Below are 21,569 nucleotides of genomic sequence, written 5' to 3'. Positions count from 1 at the left end.
CCGCCCGCATCATATCCCGCCTCAGTGACGGTAAAGATATCGCCTTACTTGCCGCGTACGGCCCGCATCATGTCCCACATAGGCGTAAAGATACCCAGTGCCAGGATCAATACCATGACCGCCACGATCCCGATCAGGATCGGCTCGATCCGGGCGGTGAGGCTCTTGAGGTCATAGTCCACCTCCCGCTCGTAATACTCGGCCGCCTCGTGCAGCAGATCATCGACCTGACCGGTCTCTTCCCCCACCGCGATCATCTGCATCACCAGCGGGGTGAACAGGCCGCTGGCCCCGGCGGTGCGCAGCAGGCTCTCGCCCCGCTCGATGCCGGCCCGCATGTCGCGGATCCGCCCCGCCATGTGCGCGTTGTCCACCGCGTCGGCCACCAGGCTCAGTGCCGTGTTGAGCGGCACCCCGGCCTTGAGCATCATGGAGAAGCTGCGGGCGAAGCGGGCCAGCAGGGAGCGCTCTATGATGGTGCCGACGATCGGCAACTTGAGCTGCCATCTGTGCCAGGTCAGCTTGCCCTTGACCGTGCTGACCCAGTGCCGCCAGCCAAACACCATGGCCAGCAGTACGCCGAGCATCACCCACCAGTAGTGCACGAAGAAGTGGGAGGTGGCGAGCAGGATCCGGGTCGCCAGCGGCAGCTCGACGCCAAATTTGGCGAACATGCCGGCGAAGACCGGGATCACCATGATGTTGAGGATCACCATGGCGATGCCGATGGCAATCAGCACGAAGCTGGGGTAGCGCATGGCGGTCTTGATCCGCTTGCGGGTTTCCAGCTCCAGCTCGAAATAGTTGGCAAGCTGCAAGAACGCCTCTTCCAGCTGACCCGTGTTCTCCCCCACGTGGATGATGGCCACGAACAGGCTGCTGAACACCCTGGGGTGAGCCTGCATCGAACTCGACAGCGGCCGGCCGTTGCCCAGATCCTCCCCCAGCGCGTGCAGCGCCCGCTTGAGCGGCTTGCTGTGGGCGCTCTCCTCCAGCCCGGCGATGGCGCGCAGGATGGGGATGCCGGCCCGGGTCAGGGCATACATCTGGCGGCTGAACACCACCAGCTCGTCCAGCCGCACGCCCCGCTCCAGCAACAGGGACCAGTCGAGGGCGGCCGCCTTCGCCTTGCCGGGTTTCAACTCGGTCGGCATCACGCCGCGACGCATCAGCTGCTCGGCCGCGGCCATCTCGTTGGCCGCGTCCACCACGCCGCTGACGGCATTGCCCTGGCTGTCGCGCCCCTTGTAGGCAAAGCTGCTCATGGTGTGCCTCGCGCCAGCCGGCCCCGTTCACTGCCGATGAAGTTGGTCATCACTTACCCCAGATCCTCGGCCAGTCTCAGCACCTCGTCCACCGAGGTGATCCCCTGGCGGGCATAATCGAGCGCCGTCAGGGCCAGGGGGCGGTAGTGCTCGTGCTCCCGCGCCGCCCTGGCGAAGCCCTCGGCGTCGTTGCGGCGCAGGGCATCCATCATGGGCTGATCCAGCTCCAGCAGCTCGTACACCCCGATCCGGCCGGCGTAGCCGGTGAAGTTGCAGCTCTGGCAGCCGCGTCCCTTGTGGTAGACGTGCTGGCCCGGCGCTTCGCCGGAGAGCACGGTCAGCCAGGTGGCCTGGCCCTCGTCCGGCGCCTTCTCCTCGACGCAGTGCTCGCACACCCGCCGCACCAGTCGCTGGGCCACCACGGCCCGCAGCGCGCTCGCCACCAGATAGCCGGGGGCCCCCATGTCGATGAGGCGCAGGGCGCTGGTAACTGCGTCGTTGGTGTGCAGCGTGGTCAGCACCAGGTGGCCGGTGATGGCGCCGCGCAGGCCGATCTCCACCGTCTCGTTGTCCCGCATCTCGCCCACCAGCAGGATGTCGGGGTCCTGACGCAAAGTGGAGCGCAGCACGTGGGAGAAGGTAAGTCCGATCTTGGGATTGACCTGCACCTGATTGACCCTGGGCAGCCGGTATTCCACCGGATCTTCCACCGTGATGATCTTCTGGCTGGCCTGGTTGAGCTCGGAGAGGGCGCCATAGAGGGTGGTAGTCTTGCCACTGCCGGTGGGGCCCGTCACCAGGATCATGCCGTGGGGTCGCTTGAGCTGGCGCCTGAAGCGGGTCAGGATCTCCGGCGGCATACCGGTCTCGGTCAACGACAGGATGCCGGAGGATTGATCCAGCAGCCGCATCACCACGGATTCGCCGTACTGCACCGGCATGGTCGACATCCGCACATCCACGTCGCGACCGCGCACCTTCATGTTGAAGCGGCCATCCTGCGGCAACCGCTTCTCGGAGATGTCGAGGCCGGCCACCAGCTTGAGGCGCAGCACCAGCGCCTGGGCGATGCGCACCTCGCTCAATATGTTCTCGTGCAGGATGCCGTCGATACGCTGGCGAATGCGCAGCACCTTCTCGTCCGGCTCGATGTGAATGTCGGAGGCCCCCACCTGCACCGCATCCTCGAACAGGGAGCGCAGCAGCTTGGCCACCGTCGCCTCCCCCTCGTCACCGGCCCCCAGGTTGCTGGAGCCGAGCTCGAAGCCGGCGTCCTGATACTCCTCGTGCAGCTGCTCGGCGAAGCTCTCTATTTCGCGGGTGCGGCGATAGAGGCGGTCGAAATACTCCAGCAGCTGCCCTTCCCGGGCCACCGCCAGCACCATCTCGCGGGGACTGAGCAGGGCGGCGATGGCGTCAAGGGCGCTCAGGTCCGCCGGATCCGACATGGCCACCGTCACCCTGTTGTCGGTGAGGTTGACCGCCAGCGCCCGGTAGCGGCGCGCCTGCACTTCCGGCAGCAGCGGCACCGCCGACGCATCTATGGTGAGGTTGTTGAGATCGAAGAAGGGCACGTCCAGCTGGCGGGCGAGGAACTGCAGCAGCTGCACCTCGCTGATGAAGCCGAGATCGATCAGGGTGGTGCCCAGCTTGCGGCCGGTCTGACGCTGCTGCTGCAGGGCAAGCTGCAGCTGATCATCCGAGATGATCTGCTCTTGTACCAGCAGGTCGCCGAGGCGCATTTTCAGTCTGGGTTGTGCCATGCAAACTCCAAAAAAGTGATCCCGGCCGCCCGTCAGGGGGCGAGCTGGGCAATACGCTGTTCAAGCCAGCTGGTCGAGGCCTCGCCCAGGTTGCCGTGCAACTGGGCATTGCGATAAGCGTCCAGCGCCCGCTGGCTGTGGCCCTGCCCATCCTCGGCCACGCCGAGCCCGAGCCACCAGCGGCCTTGATCCGGCTGCTGGCGCAACAATTTCACATAGAGATCCGCCGCCTCGGTGTGCTGGCCCAGCTCCTGGCTGAGCCCGGCCCAGGTGGCGTAATAGTCCAGATTGCTGGCGAGATCCGGTCGGTAGCCGGTCAGCCAATCCAGCGCCTTGCGCTGATCACCGCCACTGATGGCGAGCCGCGCCAGCAACAGCCGAAAATCCGCCTGCCCCGGATCGAGCCTGAGCCCCTCCTCCAGCAGCTGGCTCGCCTCGCTCAGCCGCCCCTCGCCGTAGAGCAGACCCGCCAGCTGTTCGCGCGCCCCCTGATTGTGCGGGTCGTGGGCCAGCACCTGATAGTAGTTGTCCTGGGCATCGCGCAGCTGGCCCTTGGCCATGGCGGTGGTGGCCTTGCGCTCGGCCAGGGTGGCCAGTTCGGCCTCGGAGAGGTTGACCGTCTCTATCTTGAGCACGCCGGGCTTGCGCGGCGCGGCCGCGGGGGCCTCTTGCTCCGCCGCCAGTTCGGCATAAAGGTCGGGTTGCAGCTCCTCATCGCTTGGCCCCTCCTCGTCGATGGCCGCTACGTCTGCCTCGTCGGCGACAGCTTCTTCCTGCGCAGCCGGCGCCTGTTGCGGCTCGGCGGCCGGCGATGGGGCAAGCTGGCGCGGGGTCGGCAGCGTCACCACCTGATCCACCGGCTCCTGTTCTGCACTGGCCGGCACAGGTGCGAGAACGGCGCGGGCAACGGCGTCCGGTTTGGGCTCGCCGGTCGTCTGCAACTGGTGGGTTTCGGCGACCCGCTGGCTCTGCTGCCAGTAGATCCAGGTACGCCAGCCCAGAATGCCGAGGGCCAGCCCGCAGATCAGGGTCAGCAGCAACATCCACCAGCCCTGCTGGCGGACGGGCGGCACATAGACGGCCCCCTCGCCCCCCTGCTGACGCTGTTCCAGATCCTTTAGCATCTGATTGATCACGCTCATTGCCAGACTCCATAGGCGAGGGCACAGCCCAGCAACAGCAGCAGCGGCCACCAGCGCCGCGACACGAAGCGGCGAGCGTCATCGGTGTCGCGCACGGCCAGTCGCACCAGCCGGCCGTCGATCTGGCGCGCTCCCTGGCCGTAGGCCAGCATCAGACATTTCTGCGCCAGGATATTGATGAGCCGCGGGATGCCGCGCGAGGCGCGCCACAGCTGGCGCAGGGCCGCCCCGCCAAACAGCGGGGCCCCGCGATAACCGGAGATGTGCAATCTGTGCTCCAGATAGGCGCGGGTTTCGTCGAACCGCAGCGGCCGCAGGCAGTAGGAGAAGCCGATCCGCTGGCGCAGCTGGCGCAGATGGGGCTTGGCCAGCCGGCTATCCAGCTCGGGCTGGCCAAACAGCACTATCTGCAGCAGCTTGCTCGACTCGGTCTCCAGGTTGCCGAACAGCCGGATCGCCTCCAGCGTCTCGTCCGGCAGCGCCTGCGCCTCGTCGATCAGCACCACCACCCGGCTCCCCTGCCGATGCAGGCTAATGAGGTGGCGGTGGATGCGGTCGGTCAGATCCAGCTCGCTCTGATCCCGCACCGGCAACCCCAGCTCCAGCGCCAGGGCGATGCGCAGCTCGGCCGGGCTGAGATGGGGATTGGGCAGCCAGGCCAGACGCACCGGCCGCTCCTCCGAGCCCAGTTCGCTCAGCAGCTTGCGGCAGAGCAGGGTCTTGCCGGTGCCAACCTCTCCGGTCACCTTGATGAAGCCCTCCCCCTGTGCCAGCGCCCAGTTGAGCACCTGCAGCGCCTCCTCGTGCGGAGGCAGCCCGTAATAGAAACCAGTGTTGGGGGTGAGGCCGAAGGGGGCCTCCTGCAGCCCGAAGTGGTTCAGGTACATGTCGTCAGCTCCCACGCCAAGGCCGGGCGGTCTGCAACAGACCACCCGTCAGCACCAGACCAGGGGACAGAGCCTGATACGCGTTCATGCCATCACCCCTTGGGGGGATACCATTTGTCGAGTAGTTCGGAGGAGCGCTGCAGTTCGTTCTGCCAGGTGTCCTTCTCCACCACGGTCGGTTTGAGCAGGATCACCAGCTCCACCTTCTTGGTGCTTTCGCGCCGATTGGTGAAGGCCTCGCCGACCCAGGGAATGTCCCCCAGCAGCGGCACCTTGCTGACGATCTCCTGCTTGTCGGTCTTCATCAGGCCACCGATGACGATGATGTCGCCGTTGTTGGCCTGCACCACGGTATCGGACTCGCGGATCGAGCTCCTGGCCAGCGGCAGGACCAAGGGATCCGCCGTGCCGACATCGATGGTTTTCTTCTGCTCTTCGGTGTCGATGACGGAGGGGTGGATATGCAGCAGCACCTTGCCCTCTTCGTCGATCTGCGGCGTCACATCCAGCGCGATGCCGGAGAAGAAGGGGGTCAGCTCTACATTGGGCGTGACTATCGGTGCCGATGTCCCTGAGGTGGTGGTCGTGGTGGAGGCGTTGGTGACGAAATACTCGTCGGTCCCCACCTTGATCACCGCCTTCTGGTTGTTGGTCGCCGTCACCCGCGGGCTGGAGAGGGTATTCACATCCCCCTGGGTCTTGAGCAGGTTGACCGCCACGTTGAAGTTGCCATCCGTGATGGTAAAACCGGCACCGCCACCAATTGCCTTGAAAATCGGGTTTGTTGCGCCCACCAGGCTGGTTCCCAGCGAACCGGCACCGTTCAACAGCTTGTACGCAGGGTCGCTGCCCGGAGCAGTCAGGATGGGCTGAGCCACCGTCGGAATACCCTTGTTGCCATCCCAGCTGGCCGTCAATCCGCTCCAGTCCACCCCCTGCTCGTAGCCTTCGCTGAGGGCCACCTCCAGGATCCGCGCCTCCAGCACCACCTGGCGCTTGAGATGACTCTCAGACTGGTTGAGGAACTCGCGCACCGCCTTGAGCTCCTTCGGATAGGCCCGGACGGTGACCAGACCCGCCTGCGGGCTGGTGATGACGGCGCGACCGTCACCGCTGCCGATCAGGGTCTGCAGGGTATCGCGCAGATCGGTCCAGTAGTCGCTGTTGGTGTCGGTCTCGATGCGGGTGCCGTTGCCGTCACTGCCCGAGCCGCCATTGGAGGAGCGGTTGCTGGTGTTGTTGTTGGTACTGCCGTTGGCGTTATCGAAGTTGTTGTTATTGCTGCTGTTGCTGTCGTTAGAGGCCACCCCGCCGGTGCTGACCGAGGTGCGGGAGAGGCCGCGCCGGGACATCATCAGGTAGTTGACCGGAATGGTCTCGGTACGCAACCCGGCCGGGTAGACGTGAAACACGTTGCCCTTGCGCTGCACGTCGAAGCCGTACATGTCCCCCACCACCGCCAGCACCTCGGTCAGGGTCACGTCCTTGAGCTCGACCGAGATCTGGCCGGCCACCCCGGGGTGCACCGCCACGCTGTAGCGGGAGCCCTTGAACAGAGAGCCGAAAAATTCCACCGCATCCACGTCGTGCGCGGCGATGCGCAGCCTGGGCTCCGGCATGCTGATGGCCTGGGGCGGGCGGTTCAGTTGCAGCAGTTCGCTCTGTACCGACTTGGGTACGCTGGTCAATGCACCGGCCTTGCTCTGCTCGGTCATGGCGTGCCGAAGCGCGTCCTTGGCCTGCACGGGTTCTGGGTGGCGGTAGCTGGTACAGCCTGCCGTCAGCACGGCCACGGAAATCAGGCAGAGATGATGTTTTTTCATGTAATTAGTGCGCCCTGACTTGCAATTAAACTCGACAAACCTGGCTCCGCCCATCCCGGACGGAGCGCGTTCAGATGCGGATCTTGCTGGCAAACAGGGTCAGCGACTGGCGCTTGCCCCCCTTCTCCAGCACCACGGCATCTGCACTGATGGCCACCACGCGATAGCCCTCGACCTGCTGACCGACCCGATAACTGTTGCCGTTGAGCACCGCCAGTGCCGGGCCGTTGCCCAGCATGATGCTCTGCAGCCTGGGTAGACCGGCCTCGCGGGAACCGGTCGCACTGGCGCCACTGGTGACGCCGCTCAAGGGAGCGGTGGGATCCTGCAACACTTCGGTCTGTGCCTGGGCCTGCAGGGTGAACAGACACGCCCACAGGGGAAACCATCTAGCCACGAATGAACTCCTTGCTGGTGCTGAGGGTGTAGATCTCCATCTCCACCACGGCCTTGGGGTGCTCCTGCACCTGATAGTCAAACTGCTTCCAGTAGAAGTGGCGCGGCAGCGCCTCCAGCGCCTTGAGGTACTGGTAGACGTCGAAATAGCCGCCCTCCAGCTTGAGGCGGATGCCGTGCTTGAACAGGTTGATGCGCTGCTCACCCGCCATCAGCGGCTCGGGCGCCAGCGAGGTGAGCGCCACCATGTGCAGATTGGCGGAGCGCGACAGCAGCGCCTCCAGCACCTCCGGCATCTCGTGGGCCTGGATCAGATCCACCGTCTGGGCCTTGAGCGCCGCATCCAGCTTGCCGATCTCCTCATCCACGCCAGCCAGCTGGGTGCGCACGTTTTGATCCGGATCCCGCGCCAGCCTGGCCTGCTTGCCCTGGTTCTCGAGATCCATGATCTCCAGATCCCGCTGGGCAGAGCTCAGCGCCAGCCGATCCTGCTCCAGCCGCACGACGGCGGCATCCAGCCAGCCATAGGTGGCGATAGAGCCGACCAGCACCACACCAGTCAGCATGATCAGCACCCGCTCACGCTGGCTGAGGGCGGCCAGCTTGTCTGCCCAAGCCTGCCACTGCGCTTTCAGGCTCATCAGGGCTTCTCCCGTTCGATGCCGCTGAGCTGGAAGGCCAGCCGGCCCTCCTTGTCGCGGCTCAAGGTCAATTCACCAAACTGCTTGCCAGCCAGACTGGGGGTCTGCTTGAAACGGTTGACCCAGGCCGGCACGTCCTGGCTGCGGCCGGCAAAACCGGACAGGTTGACACGCCCGTCGGCGATCTCGATCCGCTGCAAGGAGAGCTGCGGATCCCGGATGCGCGAGAGATCGGCCATCAGCCCGGCATAGCCCCTGGATTTTTGCAGCGCCAGGCTGCCCAGCTGCCTGATCAGGCCCTGCTTGGCGGTCAGCTCCTCCTGCTTGGTGACAAGCTGTTGCTGCAGCAGGCCATCGGCCTGGTGACGGGCCAGCTCGGCATCCAGCCGCTGCGCCTCGCCGCGTTTGACCTCCAGTTCAGCCCGCAGCTGGGCCAGCTCGCGCTCGACCCCGTGCTGCTGCCAGCCGATGACGGCGGCGGCGCACAGCAGCACCAGCACGCAAGCGCCCCACACCAGCGCCATCTGGTTGAGGCTGGCCCACTGCCGTCTGGGCCGAAACTCGGCGCCATAGAGGTTGATCTGACGTTTCATCAGGCATCCTCCCCCAGAGCCGCTGCATAGGCCGAGAGATATTCCACGCCGGCAAGGATCACCTTGTTGGCCATGGCAGCCGACATGGCAAGCGCGCTCATTGCTCACCTCCCAGGGCGGCAGCATAGGCCGAGAGATATTCGACTCCAGACAGGATCGCCTTGTTGGCCATGGCGGAGACGGCAAAGCCGAAGGTCTGCTCCATGTGGCGCACCAGGGTTCCGATGAAGGGCGAGGCGATGGCGAGCTGCATCTGGCCGAGCTCCGGCAGCTTGAGCTGGCCCGCCAGGTAATCGAGGGAGCGCTGGATCTCCAGCGCCAGCGAATCGAGCAGCATGGCATCCGGCTCGTGCTCGCCGGCGAGGGCCGTGAAACCACGCAGCTGACGGGAGAAGCAGAGCCCGCCCTGATGGAACACCAACAACTGCAGATCCTGCCCCTTCGGCTGCCACAGCAGCATGCGTACCGTCTGATCCGGCTCGTAGAGGGCGGTCATCGCCAGCTCATCGCTGACGATGGCCTCCAGGGTCGCCACCTGATTGACCGCATCCGCCAGCTGCTGCACCCGGGCCTTGGGCACGCAGATCACGTTGATGCGCGGCCGGCCAGCGGGCGGGGTGGGCAGGTCCACATAATCCATGGCGAGCTGCAGCACGGGCTCGTTGACGTAATCCTTGACCGCCCAGGGCAGGGCACCGGCCATTTCGGCATCGGGCACCGCCGGCTTGTCGATCTGGACCTGTTGATAAAGGCTGGCCGCGAGGGCGACTCGCACCTTAGACTTGGCGAGGCCGTGGCGGCTGAACAGCTCGTCCATGGCCTGGGACCACTCTTGCGGGCCGTTGATGGCGCGGGTGGCGAAGATGGGTGGGTTGCCGAGCGAAGCCAGCATGATCCGATCGCCGGCCAGCAGGAGTCCCACCTGTCCGCCCGGGGCCGAACGTCTGAAAAGTTGTTTCATTGAAACCCGCACCTGGCCGCCAAAAATGGATTAAACCTTAGCATAAACAGAGCATTAGCCTCCAGATAAATGACGGATTACTCATTGCCACCCCAGCCCCAATCCGGCTTGTCGTTGCCGTTGCAACCGGCCCTGCTGCCCTCACCGCTGCACGCTGTCTCGCACCCGCTGTTGAACGCCCATGATGTCCAGCTCTGGTGCAAACGGGACGATCTGATCCACCCCGCCATCTCGGGCAACAAGTGGCGCAAGCTCAAGTACCACCTGCGGTATGCCGAGGAGCAAGGCAAGCGCCATCTGCTCTCGTTTGGCGGCGCCTACTCCAATCATATCCATGCCCTGGCGGCGGCCGGGTGCCAATCTGGCCTGCGTACTACCGGCATCATACGCGGGGAACCGGAGGCCGTCAGCAACGCCACCCTCAGCGCGGCGAAAGGCTGGGGCATGGATCTCATTTTTGTCGACCGCCAGAGCTACCGGCGGCGGCAGGATCCCGCCTGGCTGGACCAATTCCAGGATGAAGAGACCCTGATAGTGCCGGAGGGGGGCAGCAGCCCGCTGGCCATCCCCGGGGTGGCCGAGCTGGTCGACGAGGTGCCCTTCTCGCCGGATCTCTGGGTATTGCCTTGTGCCAGCGGTGGCACCCTGGCCGGGCTCATCGCCGGCAAGCGGGATCCGGAACAGATCCTCGCCATCGCCGTGCTCAAGGGGGGGAGCTTCATCGCCGACGAGGTGCGCCGCCTCCACCCGGCCGCCGCCGACACGCCCGGCTGGCGGATCGCGCTGGATCACCACGACGGCGGCTATGCCAAATTCACTCCGGCGCTCTGGCAGTGGGTGCAGGCCTTCAGCGCCGAGACCGGTCTGCCACTTGAGCCCATCTACAGCGGCAAGGCGATGTGGGGGCTGTTTCGCGAACTGGCGGCCGGTCGCATCCCGCGCGGCAGCAAGATCGTCTTCATCCACACCGGCGGCATGCAGGGGCTGGCGGGACTGAGAGAGCAGGGGCGCCTGTGACGGACGGTCGGACGCGGCACAGGCGCTGAACCACCGCTCTTGACCACAAAAAAAGAGAGGGTCGCCCGGGCGACCCTCTCTTGTCTCCGTCAGGCGCCGGCCGGTTCCAGCACCAGCCGCTGTGGCTCGGCGAACCAGGGGCCCTGCCCGGCGTGCACCCCGAGGTGGCGCAGCATCTTCCACTCGTCGCCGCTCTCCACCCCCACGGCGATGACCCGGGTGCGGGTATTGGCACAGCCCCCCACCAGGCTGCGCACCGCCATCTGGTTGACCTGGCGGGTGTGGATCTCGCGCACCAGGCTGGGATGCAGCTTGAGGAAGTTGATCTCGAACTCCTTGATGTACTGGGTGCTCACCACGTCCTGGCCGGCATGATCGATGGCCAGCTGGCAGCCCAGCATGCGCAGCGCCCGCAGCGGCCGCTTGAGCGCCTCGTAGTGGCGGGTCACCTGGGCCTCGGAGAGTTGCAGGATCAACCGCTCATTGGTGCTGCGCGGCAGCTGGAACAGATCGAAGAACAGCCAGCGCTGGAACTCCCGGTGCAGCAGGCTCTGGGCACAGAGAGTCAGGCTGATGGGACAGCTCTGCTCGGAGCGCTGACGCAACAGGGTGAGAGTCTGCTGTGCCACCAGCCGATCCAGCGGCAGCAGCAGCCCCGCCTTCTCCGCCATCGGCATGAAGACGCCGGCCTGCAGCTCCCGCCCCTGCTCGTCGTGGATCCGGATCAGCAGATCCTGCTGCAGCACCACCTGATCCCGCTCCTGCTGCACCGGCTGCACGTAGAAGTCGATGCCGTGCTCCTCGATGCGTCGGCCGATCAGGGTGCGCCAGCGCACCGTACCCTTGCTGCTCTGCTCCTCGTCCAGCTGCTTCTCGTAGAGGAACCAGCCGGTGTGGCCCTGCAGCTGCGCGCTCTTGAGCGCCAGCTCCGCCTCCTCCTGCACCTTGAGCAGGGAGTCCTCGGCCTGATAGCAGACCGCCCCCAGATAGACGGCGGTGTCGGCATTGACCGCCTCGGGCCAGTGCAGCCGCTGCAGACTCTTGTGCAGCTGGCCGGCGGCATCCACCATCTCGCTCTCCGACATGTTGGGCAGCAGCACCGCAAACACCTGGCCGGCATAGCGCGCCTGCAGGGCACCGCTGTGCTTGCGCACGAAGGCGGCAATGGAGGCGCTCGCCTCCATCAGCAGATCCTGACTCTGGCGGCCGTTCAGCTCGGGATCCAGCTCCTCCAGCCCGGCCAGCTCGATCAGCAGCACGCCGCCACTCATCACGCTCGCCTCCATGATGGCGCTCTCCAGCCGGTTGTCGAAGAACAGCCGGTTGCCGATGCCGGTCAGCTTGTCGACGAAGGCGTTGCTGCGGATGAAGTTGTCGAAGCGGCTGCGCTCCTTGCGGGCATCCGCCAGCTCGGCCAGCAGATAGTCGAGGGCCTGGCTGGCTGACTGCGGCCACTCGTCGGCCGGATCGTGGGCCAGCTTGGTCAGTTTGCCGTCCAGGATCAGCTGGGCCCGCTCCGCCAGCAGCTCGGCCCCGCGCAGTTGCAAACGCAGCCAGCGGATGGAGTACCAGAGGCCGAATACCACGATGAAGATGCCGAGGGAGATGCCGGACATGGCCTTGATGGAGTACTCGAACTCCTTGAACGGCCGCTCCAGCTTGAAGTCGGCCTGCATGTCGGGTTGATGGGGAATGGCCTGGTGATAGGGGATCAGCAGGCTCTCGTCGGTCGGCTGCTGCACGTCGCGAAACCAGTAGATCCGCTGCTTGTTCTGGCGGATCTCCAGCTCAACCACGTGGGCCGAGCGCAGCAGGGTCGGCAGCCAGCGGGTGAGATCCTGATGATCGTCGGCGATCTCCAGCTGCTTGTCGATGATCTCCACCAGGGAGTTGACCTTCTTCTGCTGCAGCTCCATGCCCAGCTCGCGAAAGCTGAACACCCCGCCAAGCAGCACCATGGCCATGGCCGCGATGACGCACAGGGTAATAAACGAGACAAGCTGGGTGGTCAGTTTCATGTACCTTTCCGTATGCCCGACAACTTCCATGTGGCTTCATCGTATCAGCCAACCTTGAAGCGCGCCTATGGACGAAGATCCCGCTTCTGGAATTAAGCGGGCGAGCATACCCAAACAGGTGCGAGAACACCAAGCCCCGGACAGGGTGGCGGCCAAAAAAGGAGGATCAAGGAAGAGAAAGGGAGGCAGAGCTCAGGGCCATGGCCGAATGACAGGCAGAAAAATGGTCCCGCAGAGGGGACCAAAAGAAACACTCATATCAAAACTAACACTCTGTGCTACTGACAAAAAAACAGATACAGGAGTATTGAACACACGGTGAGTCAAACCGCACGGCTACTCTAGCCACTTCAGATAAGCTGGACAATTGTCATTTATGACAGGTCAGCGATTGAATCTTCAGCAGCCGATTTTATAAAACCATTATTTATCAGCAGATTATAAATCTACGACACAAGTGTGATCGCCTCCGCTCAAATCGATGCAGCTAATGCACTATGATGATGCCACTCATATGCATCCTATTCGCCCATCAGGCAGGTGCCCCTTGCGAACCATCTCCCCACTCTGGCTCACTCTGTTGCTGTTCTGCCTGCCGCTGCTGGCCAGTCTGCCCCTCAGCCAGCTGCTCGGCGGCACCCTGGCCCACCAGCTGCTGCAGAAGAAGAAAGAGGAGATCAATGCCGCCCTGGTGGAGCGCCATCAGGTACTGGACGAGAGCATCCGCAACCAGCTGGTGCAGTTCCATTTTGACTGCGGCGAGCAGGACATGGCGTTGCTGCGGGCCCCCCGTTTTTACAACGAACATATCCGCATCCAGGGGCTGCTGCTCGCCTCCGGTGGCGGCTGTTCCAGCCTGGGGATGGATCTGCCCTTCACCCTGGCCGAGCTGCCCCCCTACCCCAATCAGGATGCTTTCGGGATCGCGGCCACCCAGGCCCGCTTCAACACCGAACAGGAGATAGTCGCCTACTACCGCAGCGGCGGCAACATAGTCTACTGGGTGCTGAGCAACAGCTGGAGCCACGCTCTGCTGCAATATCCCTGCGCCAACTGCTTCTACCTCGAATTCAGCCAGCTGCAACCGGGGGGCTCCAGCCCGACCTTCCCCCGCGGCGACAGCGCCATCAAGGAGGAGGCGGGCAGTCAAAGCCTCAGCCTCAGTTTTCTCGATCCCCACGAGCAGATCCGGCAGACCCTGTGGGCCGGCCGGGCGCTCGAGCAGTACGCCCTGCAGCAGGCCCGCTACTACGGGCTCTGGTGCGGCGCCGCCGTCGGGGCCCTGCTGGTTGCGGCCTACTGGGGGCTGCGCAACTACCGGCGCTCTCTCAAGGGATTGTTGCAGGCCGGGCTGGCGCGGCGGGAGTTCGTCCCCTTCTACCAACCCGTGGTGGACAGCCGCAGCCAGCAGGTGGTGGGATTCGAGGCGCTGCTGCGCTGGCAGCGGGGCGGCGGCCTGATCCCGCCAGGGGCCTTCATCGACTATGCAGAAGAGCAGGAGCTGATCCTGCCCATGACCAGCCAGCTGCTGGAAAAAGTCATCACCGACCTGCCCAAGCTCATCCCCGGCCAGTGGGTCAGCGTCAACATAGTGGCCTCCCACCTGGAGCAACCGCACCTGCGCAACCTGCTGCTGCGCCACGGCTGGCCCTCTCCCGCCCAGCTCACCTTCGAGCTGACCGAGCGCAAGCCCATCACCGACATCGAGACGGCGAGCGCCGAGATCGGCGCCCTGCAGCAGCGGGGCTACCACTTCAAGCTGGATGACTTCGGCACCGGTTACGGCGGCTTCGCCTACCTGCAGCGACTCGGCATCCGCCAGATCAAGATCGACAAGATGTTCGTCGACACCATAGGCACAGACGATCTCAAACGCAGCGTGCTGGATGCCACCATCGCCTTTGGCCGCGAGTCGGGCATGGAGATGATTGCCGAGGGGGTCGAACGCCAGGATCAGGTGGAATATCTCGACCAGCACGGCGTGCACCTGATCCAGGGTTACGTCTATGCCCCGCCCATGGCCCTGACCAAGCTGAAGATCTGGTTGCTGGCCTGGTACCAGAACCACGGGGGCGAGCGCTGAGCCAGCATCTGCCCTCTCGATCGCACAGGCGAGCACCACTCTGCACTGGCAGCGGGTGAGGATGCGTCTCCCTCATATCTTGCAACAAAATGTTTTTTCCTTGCGCGGACAACAGCCTTTATCATTGGCAGGGCCGTCACTGCGGTGACGTGCCATCCTGCTCCATACCCGTCGGCTCACGCCGCCCCGAGATGAGAACCACTGCCTATGAAGTCATTTATCCGGCAAGAGATTGCCCTGCCCGTCGGCCTGCTCACCCTGCTCTTCTTCAAGACGCTCGGTAGCGACCTGCTGACAGAGACAACTCCGCTCGGGATCTATCTTCCGGTGTCGGCCGTGCTGCTTGCCATCGTCACCTGGGCCATCTTCTCGGTGGTGCGCCACTCCGATGCCCTTGCCATCAAGCTGGGCGAACCCTTCGGCACCCTGATCCTGACCCTGTCTGTCATCTCGCTGGAGGTGGTGATGATCTCCTCGGTCATGCTGACCGGCGAACCCAATCCGGTGATGGCCCGCGACACCATGTTTGCGGTGGTGATGCTGGTGACCAACGGCCTGGTGGGCTTCACCCTGCTGTTTGGCGGCTGGCGCTACCACACCCAGAGCTTCAATCTGGACGGGGTCAAATCCTATCTGGTGGCCATCATTCCGCTGGCGCTGCTCTGTCTGGTACTGCCCAACTTCACCGAGGGGGGCAACATCGGCAGCATGTCGAGCGCCATGTCCTGGATGCTGATCATCATCTCTGTGCTGCTCTACGGCGTCTTCCTGCTGATCCAGACCCGCAGCCACAGCCACTTCTTCATCGACAGCGATCACGAGGATTACGAAGAGCACCACGGCCCGCTGCAGAGCAACGTCTACCACACCCTGTTGCTGCTCGCCTATCTGGTGGTGGTGATCCTGCTGGCCAAGACCCTCGCCATTCCCATCAACCACGGGGTCAAGGTGCTGGCGGCTCCGCCGGCGCTGGGGGGCTTCATCGTCGCCTGTATCGTGCTGGCCCCCGAGGCGGTCGGCGCCATCAAGGCGGCCTTCAACAACCAGCTGCAGCGGGCCATGAATCTCTACTTCGGCTCTGTGCTGGCCACCATCGCCCTCACCGTGCCCGCCGTGTTGTTCATCGGCGCCATGCTGGGACAGGAGGTTCGTCTGGGCCTCTCAGCCGCCGACATGGTGCTACTCATCACCACTCTCATGGTGTGCAAGGTAACCTTCAGCAGCGGCCGCACCAATGCGCTGCACGGGGCTACCCACCTGGTGTTGTTCGTGGTCTACCTGTTCCTGATGTTCGAGCACGAATAACCGCTGGATCATCAACCCCAGCAACGAGAAGACCGCCCGATGGGCGGTCTTCTGTTATGAGCTGGATGGCCGCTTACAGGCTCGGCAGCACGCCGGCCGGGATCAGGTCGTTGTAGCTGGCACGGCCCAGCAGGGCGGCGGCCGCCTCGATGTCCGGCGCGAAGTACCTGTCCTTGTCGTAGAAGCTGACTTCTTCGCGCAGGCGGCCCTTGGCCAGCTCCACCAGCTCGGTGGAACGCAGCGGTGCGCGGAAATCCAACCCTTGCGCTGCCGCCAGCAGCTCCACCGCCAGGATGCCGCGGGTGTTCTCGGCCATATCCGCCAGCCGGCGACCGGCGAAAGTGGCCATGGAGACGTGGTCCTCCTGGTTGGCGGAGGTGGGCAGACTGTCCACCGAGGCCGGGTGGGCCAGGGTCTTGTTTTCGGAGGCGAGCGCCGCCGAGGTGACCTGGGCGATCATGAAGCCGGAGTTCACCCCGCCGTTGTTGACCAGGAAGGCCGGCAGACCGGACATGCGCGAGTCGATCAGCAGCGCCATGCGACGCTCTGAGAGCGAGCCTATCTCGGCGATGGCCAGCGCCAGGTTGTCGGCGGCGAAGGCCACGGGTTCTGCGTGGAAGTTGCCGCCGGAGAGAATGTCCTCATCCTCGGCAAACACCAGCGGGTTGTCGGAGACCGCATTGGCCTCGCACACCAGCACCTCGGCGGCCTGACGGATCTGGGTCAGGCAGGCGCCCATCACCTGGGGTTGGCAGCGCAATGAGTAAGGATCCTGCACCTTCTCGCAGTTGTGGTGGGACATGCCGATCTCGCTGCCATCCACCAGCAGGTGGCGGTAGCAGGCGGCCGCGTCTTCTTGCCCGCGCTGACCGCGCACCGCGTGGATGCGGGCATCGAATGGCCGGCGGCTGCCAAGGGCCGCCTCCACGCTCATGGCGCCTATGGTGATGGCGCCGGCGTAGAGATCCTCGGCGTGGAACAGCCCTTCCAGCGCGAAGGCGGTGCTCGCCTGGGTGCCGTTGAGCAGGGCCAATCCCTCTTTCGGTGCCAGCGCAATGGACTCCAGGCCTGCAATCTTGAGGGCCGTGGTGGCGTCGATCAGCTCGCCCTTGTGGCGCGCCTTGCCTTCACCTATCAGCAGGCAGCTCATGTGGGCCAGCGGCGCCAGGTCGCCGGAGGCGCCGACGGAGCCCTTCTTCGGCACCACCGGATAGACCTCGGCGTTGATGAGGCGCATCAGGGCCTCCAGCACCACCAGCCGGATGCCGGAGAAGCCGCGAGCCAGGGAGTTGAGTTTGAGCACCATCATCAGCCGCACGGTGGCGTCATCCATGTATTCGCCGATACCGGCGGCATGGGAGAGCACGATGGAGCGCTGCAGCTCGTCCAGCTGCTCCACCGGAATCCGGGTGTTGGCCAGGAGGCCAAAGCCGGTGTTGATGCCATACACCACCCGGTTTTGCTCGATCACCTTGGTGACCACGGCGGCGGAGGCGTGGATCCCCGCCAGAGCGGCGGGATCCAGCGAAACGTGTACCGGCTCGCGGCTGACGCGGCGCAGGGTGGCGAGATCCAGCTCGCCCGGGGTAATAGTCAGTTCAAACATGGTGTTACACCTTTCCTTTGACACCGTTGGCGCCGTCAATCATCGGCAGATCCAGTTTCTCATCAACGGCACAGTTGATGGCAATCTCGTAGCCGGCATCGGCGTGACGCATCACCCCGGTGGCCGGGTCGTTACGCAGCACGCGACCGACCCGCTTGGCGGCGTCGTCGGTGCCGTCACAGACGATCACCACGCCGGAGTGCTGGGAGAAGCCCATGCCGACACCGCCACCGTGGTGCAGGGAGACCCAGGTCGCCCCGCCGGCTGTGTTGAGCAGGGCGTTGAGCAGCGGCCAGTCGGAGACGGCGTCGGAGCCGTCCATCATGGACTCGGTCTCACGGTTCGGGCTCGCCACCGAGCCGGAGTCCAGGTGGTCGCGGCCGATGACGACGGGGGCTTTCAGCTCGCCGTTCTTCACCATCTCGTTGAAGGCCAGGCCCAGGCGCACCCGATCCTTGACCCCGACCCAGCAGATCCGCGCCGGCAGGCCCTGGAAGGCGATGCGCTCGCGGGCCATGTCGAGCCAGTTGTGCAGGTGGGGATCGTCCGGGATCAGCTCCTTCACCTTCTGATCGGTCTTGTAGATGTCTTCCGGGTCGCCGGAGAGCGCCACCCAGCGGAACGGGCCAATGCCCTCGCAGAATAGCGGGCGGATGTAGGCCGGCACGAAGCCCGGGAAGTCGAAGGCATTCTTGACCCCCTCTTCCAGCGCCATCTGGCGAATGTTGTTACCGTAATCGAGCGTGGCGGCGCCGCGGGCCTGCAGGGTCAGCATGGCCTCCACCTGGCGAGCCATGGAGCGGCGGGCGGCCACATTGACCTCTTGCGGCGCGCTCTTTTGCAGGTCGCGCCACTGGGCCACGCTCCAGCCCTGGGGCAGGTAGCCGTGGATCGGGTCGTGGGCTGAGGTCTGGTCGGTCACCACGTCCGGCGTGATGCCGCGGGCCACCAGTTCGGCGAAGACGTCGGCGGCATTGCCGAGCAGGCCGACGGAGACGGCAGTGCCGCTCTGTTTGGCTTCCTCGACCATGGCCAACGCCTCATCCAGGCTGTAGGCCTTCTTGTCGACGTAGCGGGTCTTGAGGCGAAAATCGATGCGGGTCTCGTCGCACTCCACGGCGATCATCGAGAAGCCGGCCATGGTGGCGGCCAGCGGCTGGGCACCGCCCATACCACCCAGGCCCCCGGTCAGGATCCAGCGCCCCTTGGGCTCGCCGTTGAAGTGCTGGTTGGCCACGGCGAAGAAGGTCTCGTAGGTGCCCTGCACGATGCCCTGAGTGCCGATGTAGATCCAAGAGCCGGCGGTCATCTGGCCGTACATCATCAGGCCCTTCTTGTCGAGCTCGTTGAAGTGCTCCCAGTTGGCCCAGTGCGGCACCAAGTTGGAGTTGGCGATCAGCACCCGCGGTGCGTCCTTGTGGGTCTGGAACACGCCGACCGGCTTGCCGGATTGCACCAGCAGGGTCTGATCCTCCTCGAGGCGGGTCAGCACCTCGACGATCTTGTCGTAGCAGGCCCAGTTGCGGGCGGCGCGACCGATGCCGCCGTACACCACCAGGGACTGGGGATGCTCGGCCACTTCCGGATCCAGGTTGTTCATCAGCATCCGCAGGGGCGCCTCGGTGAGCCAGCTCTTGGCAGTCAGCTGGGTGCCGTGGGGAGCACGGATGATCCGGCTCGGATCGTGGCGGGGATCCTGGTGTTGTACAGACATAGACACTCCTTGTTTAGCGATACGGTCAGGCGGCGCGGTGCGCCGCTACTTGGTCAACTGGTGGACCAGGCGCGCGACCACGCGGGCGCTGCGGTTGTCCTGATCCAGGTTCGGGTTGTACTCGGCCAGATCGGCGAGCCTGAGCTTGCCGCTGGCCCGGATATGGGCGATCAGCGGTTCGATGACAGCCAGCTCCACGCCGCGGGCTGCAGGGGCACTTACCCCCGGCATCACGGCGGCGGGCAGCACGTCCAGATCGATGGTCAGATAGAGGTGGTCACAGCGGGCGATAAAGGCATCCAGCCCGTTGAGCAAGACTGGCAGCTCGGTCGGCGTCATCGCCTCGTCCAGCACGTGCCACACCCCCAGCGCCTCGGCACGGGCAAACAGGGCCGCGGTGTTGACGGTCTCGGCCACCCCGAGGCAGGCGTAGGTAAAAGGCGAGCCCTGGGCGACGCACTGCTCGGCAATCTGGAAGAAGGGGGTGCCGGAACTCGCCTGCTCCAGCTTCATGCGCAGGTCGAAGTGAGCGTCGAAGTTGATGATGCCCACCCTGCCACGGCCGCCCAGATGGCGGTTGAGGCCGCTCCAGCTGCCAAACGCCACCTCGTGGCCGCCCCCCAGCACCAGCGGAAACTGGCCCTGCTCCAGGGCTGTGGCGACCCGCTCGGCCAGCCGCTCGTGGGCGGCGTCGAGATCGCCATCCTCGCAGTGCACATCGCCGCCGTCGTAGACGGGCTGGCCCAGATGCCAGGCCGTGTTGGCGAGCAGCTTGCGCACCGCCAGCGGCGCACTGGCGGCGCCGACGCGCCCCTTGTTGCGGCGCACCCCTTCGTCACAGGCGAAGCCGAGCAGTACCACGCCGGGTTCACCGCGTCCCAGCCAGGGCAGCACCCTGTCATGCCAGCGCAGGGCCAGTTCACCGTCTTCCGGATCCTGACGCCCCTGCCAGACCGACATGTCGATCCCGTTGATCTTATCCATGCAAGGTCTCCTCCCCGTTGACCACCCGGCTCACCAGCTGATCGACGCCGATGAGGTAGCTGAGTTCGGCCGGATGGCCGCAGTTCCAGACCAGGAAATCCGCCAGCATGCCGACCCTGAGCTGTCCCAGCTGCTCCTGCTCGCCAAGCGCGCGGGCGGCGTGACGGGTCACCCCGGCCATGGCCTCCACCGGGGTCAGGCCGAACAGGGTGCAGGCCATGTTCATGGCCATGCGCAGGGAGACGATGGGGGCCGTGCCCGGGTTGATGTCGGAGGAGACCGCCATCGGCACTCCCGCCTTGCGCAAGGCGGTGACCGGCGGCAGCTTGGTCTCCTTGAGGAAATAGAAGGCGGTGGGCAGCAGGGTCGCGACCACGCCGCGGTGAGCCAGCGCCTGGACCCCTTCCGGATCCAGGTACTCCAGATGATCCACCGAGAGGGCGCCGAAGTTGGCGGCCAGCGTGCTGCCCCCCAGGTTGGAGAGCTGATCCATGTGCCCCTTCACCGCCAGACCATATTGATCCGCCGCCAGATAGACCTGCTCGGTCTGGGCCAGCGAGAAGCCGATGTGTTCACAGAAGACGTCCACCGCATCGGCCAGGCCCGCTTCGGCGGCAGCCGGGATGATCTCCTGACAGATGGTCTCGACCCAGGAGTCGGGATCGTCGCGATACTCCGGCGGCACTGCATGGGCTGCCAACAGGGTGGTCTTGACCCGGATCGGCAGCGCCTCTCCCAGCCGGCGGGCCACCCGCAGCATCTTGAGCTCGTCTGCCAGGGTGAGGCCGTAGCCGGACTTGATCTCCACCGTGGTGACCCCTTCCCGGATCAGCGATTTGATCCGTGGCAGCGCCAGCTCAAACAGCTGATCTTCGCTGGCGGCACGGGTGGCACGCACCGTGCTGATGATGCCGCAGCCTTTGCGGGCGATCTCCGCATAGGGCACACCCTTCTGGCGCAGCTCGAACTCTTCGGCGCGGCTGCCGGCGAAGATGAGGTGAGTGTGGCAATCGATGAGGCCGGGGGTAACCAGCTTGCCCTTCATGTCCTGCCAATGGGCGGGATAGGGGCCCTTGAGATCCTGCATGGGCACCAGGGCGTGGATCCTCCCCTCATGAACGCCGAGGGCATGGGGCTCCAGCAGACCGTAGTCGGCCAGATCGGAGCGCAGGGTGGCGGGTGTCACGTTGAGCCAGACCCGCTCGCAGTTCAACAGTTCCTTGTTCATACCGACCTCTAAATGTATATACATTAACTTATATCCGATCTCTGACGGGAAAGAAAGGATCAAGTTCACATCTTGATAACAGCGTGTTCATTAGAGCTTAAACACAAAAAAGCCCGCCAGAGGCGGGCTTTGTCAAAAATGAT

Annotated in this window: 17 protein-coding genes; 3 read left to right on the top strand and 14 right to left on the bottom strand. The window is 64.8% G+C overall.

Annotation, left to right across the window (positions count from 1 at the left end):
• Positions 1-44: 44 nt before the first annotated feature.
• The 9 genes from mshG to mshI form a co-directional block, all read right to left on the bottom strand.
• Entirely contained in the window at positions 45-1,265 is a 1,221-nt protein-coding gene (gene mshG, locus AB5Y95_RS14905) for an MSHA fimbrial biogenesis protein MshG (RefSeq protein ID WP_010635376.1), read from the bottom strand.
• Between the two features lie 53 nt (positions 1,266-1,318).
• A complete protein-coding gene (mshE, locus tag AB5Y95_RS14900; RefSeq protein ID WP_017764683.1) occupies positions 1,319-3,028 on the bottom strand; it encodes an MSHA fimbrial ATPase MshE in 1,710 nt (569 codons plus the stop codon).
• A gap of 32 nt (positions 3,029-3,060) precedes the next feature.
• A complete protein-coding gene (locus AB5Y95_RS14895; protein ID WP_362817215.1) occupies positions 3,061-4,170 on the bottom strand; it encodes a tetratricopeptide repeat protein in 1,110 nt (369 codons plus the stop codon).
• Positions 4,167-5,057, bottom strand: coding sequence for an MSHA fimbrial biogenesis protein MshM (gene mshM / locus AB5Y95_RS14890; protein WP_219326114.1), 891 nt, complete (start codon positions 5,055-5,057; stop codon positions 4,167-4,169). Before mshM ends, AB5Y95_RS14895 begins: the two co-directional genes overlap by 4 nt.
• Positions 5,058-5,149: 92 nt before the next feature.
• Positions 5,150-6,880: a pilus (MSHA type) biogenesis protein MshL gene (gene mshL, locus AB5Y95_RS14885; protein ID WP_099360337.1), complete on the bottom strand. Its 1,731-nt coding sequence runs from the start codon at positions 6,878-6,880 to the stop codon at positions 5,150-5,152.
• 70 nt (positions 6,881-6,950) lie between these two features.
• Positions 6,951-7,277: an MSHA biogenesis protein MshK gene (locus AB5Y95_RS14880; protein WP_139432786.1), complete on the bottom strand. Its 327-nt coding sequence runs from the start codon at positions 7,275-7,277 to the stop codon at positions 6,951-6,953.
• Positions 7,270-7,917: an MSHA biogenesis protein MshJ gene (locus AB5Y95_RS14875; RefSeq protein ID WP_042005497.1), complete on the bottom strand. Its 648-nt coding sequence runs from the start codon at positions 7,915-7,917 to the stop codon at positions 7,270-7,272. Before AB5Y95_RS14875 ends, AB5Y95_RS14880 begins: the two co-directional genes overlap by 8 nt.
• Positions 7,917-8,510, bottom strand: a complete 594-nt coding sequence (locus tag AB5Y95_RS14870) for a PilN domain-containing protein (protein ID WP_017787328.1) — start codon at positions 8,508-8,510, stop codon at positions 7,917-7,919. Before AB5Y95_RS14870 ends, AB5Y95_RS14875 begins: the two co-directional genes overlap by 1 nt.
• Positions 8,511-8,607: 97 nt before the next feature.
• Positions 8,608-9,471: an MSHA fimbrial biogenesis protein MshI gene (gene mshI / locus AB5Y95_RS14865; protein WP_024942725.1), complete on the bottom strand. Its 864-nt coding sequence runs from the start codon at positions 9,469-9,471 to the stop codon at positions 8,608-8,610.
• Positions 9,472-9,540: 69 nt separating this feature from the next.
• Between mshI and AB5Y95_RS14860 the strand changes: the two genes are divergently transcribed.
• Positions 9,541-10,488 carry a 1-aminocyclopropane-1-carboxylate deaminase/D-cysteine desulfhydrase gene (locus AB5Y95_RS14860; RefSeq protein WP_026141112.1) on the top strand — a complete coding sequence of 316 codons (948 nt, stop codon included), beginning with the start codon at positions 9,541-9,543 and terminating at the stop codon, positions 10,486-10,488.
• A gap of 89 nt (positions 10,489-10,577) precedes the next feature.
• On the opposite strand, the gene AB5Y95_RS14855 is transcribed toward AB5Y95_RS14860, so the two are convergent.
• A complete protein-coding gene (locus tag AB5Y95_RS14855) occupies positions 10,578-12,506 on the bottom strand; it encodes an RNase E specificity factor CsrD (RefSeq protein WP_005308066.1) in 1,929 nt (642 codons plus the stop codon).
• 547 nt (positions 12,507-13,053) lie between these two features.
• Between AB5Y95_RS14855 and AB5Y95_RS14850 the strand changes: the two genes are divergently transcribed.
• Both AB5Y95_RS14850 and AB5Y95_RS14845 read left to right on the top strand, forming a co-directional pair.
• Positions 13,054-14,589, top strand: coding sequence for an EAL domain-containing protein (locus tag AB5Y95_RS14850; RefSeq protein ID WP_026141111.1), 1,536 nt, complete (start codon positions 13,054-13,056; stop codon positions 14,587-14,589).
• A 207-nt stretch (positions 14,590-14,796) separates the two neighbouring features.
• Positions 14,797-15,894, top strand: coding sequence for a calcium:proton antiporter (locus AB5Y95_RS14845; protein WP_005308064.1), 1,098 nt, complete (start codon positions 14,797-14,799; stop codon positions 15,892-15,894).
• Between the two features lie 73 nt (positions 15,895-15,967).
• On the opposite strand, the gene hutH is transcribed toward AB5Y95_RS14845, so the two are convergent.
• From hutH to hutI, 4 genes are read right to left on the bottom strand one after another with little or no spacing between them, the layout of a single operon-like run.
• Positions 15,968-17,500 (bottom strand): histidine ammonia-lyase, encoded by a 1,533-nt coding sequence (hutH, locus tag AB5Y95_RS14840; RefSeq protein ID WP_368161494.1) that lies wholly within the window; start codon positions 17,498-17,500, stop codon positions 15,968-15,970.
• Between the two features lie 4 nt (positions 17,501-17,504).
• Positions 17,505-19,214, bottom strand: coding sequence for a urocanate hydratase (gene hutU, locus AB5Y95_RS14835; protein ID WP_368161493.1), 1,710 nt, complete (start codon positions 19,212-19,214; stop codon positions 17,505-17,507).
• 45 nt (positions 19,215-19,259) lie between these two features.
• Positions 19,260-20,198 carry a formimidoylglutamase gene (gene hutG, locus AB5Y95_RS14830; protein WP_368161492.1) on the bottom strand — a complete coding sequence of 313 codons (939 nt, stop codon included), beginning with the start codon at positions 20,196-20,198 and terminating at the stop codon, positions 19,260-19,262.
• Complete coding sequence (gene hutI, locus AB5Y95_RS14825) at positions 20,191-21,426, bottom strand: imidazolonepropionase (RefSeq protein WP_368161491.1); 1,236 nt, start codon at positions 21,424-21,426, stop codon at positions 20,191-20,193. The genes hutG and hutI overlap by 8 nt, the downstream gene beginning before the upstream one ends.
• Between the last annotated feature and the right edge of the window lie 143 nt (positions 21,427-21,569).

Source organism: Aeromonas sp. R5-3 (assembly GCF_040908225.1).
Lineage (GTDB): Bacteria > Pseudomonadota > Gammaproteobacteria > Enterobacterales > Aeromonadaceae > Aeromonas > Aeromonas dhakensis.
Note: the sequence above shows the minus strand (reverse complement) of the source record. Positions and strands in the feature narration are given on the sequence as shown.

Bases quoted from the DNA above. Each gene is read 5' to 3' on its own strand.
- mshG (WP_010635376.1), bottom strand. From the start codon at position 1,265: ATGAGCAGCTTTGCCTACAAGGGGCGCGACAGCCAGGGCAATGCCGTC.
- mshE (WP_017764683.1), bottom strand. From the start codon at position 3,028: ATGGCACAACCCAGACTGAAAATGCGCCTCGGCGACCTGCTGGTACAA.
- AB5Y95_RS14895 (WP_362817215.1), bottom strand. From the start codon at position 4,170: ATGAGCGTGATCAATCAGATGCTAAAGGATCTGGAACAGCGTCAGCAG.
- mshM (WP_219326114.1), bottom strand. From the start codon at position 5,057: ATGTACCTGAACCACTTCGGGCTGCAGGAGGCCCCCTTCGGCCTCACC.
- mshL (WP_099360337.1), bottom strand. From the start codon at position 6,880: ATGAAAAAACATCATCTCTGCCTGATTTCCGTGGCCGTGCTGACGGCA.
- AB5Y95_RS14875 (WP_042005497.1), bottom strand. From the start codon at position 7,917: ATGAGCCTGAAAGCGCAGTGGCAGGCTTGGGCAGACAAGCTGGCCGCC.
- AB5Y95_RS14870 (WP_017787328.1), bottom strand. From the start codon at position 8,510: ATGAAACGTCAGATCAACCTCTATGGCGCCGAGTTTCGGCCCAGACGG.
- mshI (WP_024942725.1), bottom strand. From the start codon at position 9,471: ATGAAACAACTTTTCAGACGTTCGGCCCCGGGCGGACAGGTGGGACTC.
- AB5Y95_RS14860 (WP_026141112.1), top strand. From the start codon at position 9,541: ATGACGGATTACTCATTGCCACCCCAGCCCCAATCCGGCTTGTCGTTG.
- AB5Y95_RS14855 (WP_005308066.1), bottom strand. From the start codon at position 12,506: ATGAAACTGACCACCCAGCTTGTCTCGTTTATTACCCTGTGCGTCATC.
- AB5Y95_RS14845 (WP_005308064.1), top strand. From the start codon at position 14,797: ATGAAGTCATTTATCCGGCAAGAGATTGCCCTGCCCGTCGGCCTGCTC.
- hutH (WP_368161494.1), bottom strand. From the start codon at position 17,500: ATGTTTGAACTGACTATTACCCCGGGCGAGCTGGATCTCGCCACCCTG.
- hutU (WP_368161493.1), bottom strand. From the start codon at position 19,214: ATGTCTGTACAACACCAGGATCCCCGCCACGATCCGAGCCGGATCATC.
- hutG (WP_368161492.1), bottom strand. From the start codon at position 20,198: ATGGATAAGATCAACGGGATCGACATGTCGGTCTGGCAGGGGCGTCAG.
- hutI (WP_368161491.1), bottom strand. From the start codon at position 21,426: ATGAACAAGGAACTGTTGAACTGCGAGCGGGTCTGGCTCAACGTGACA.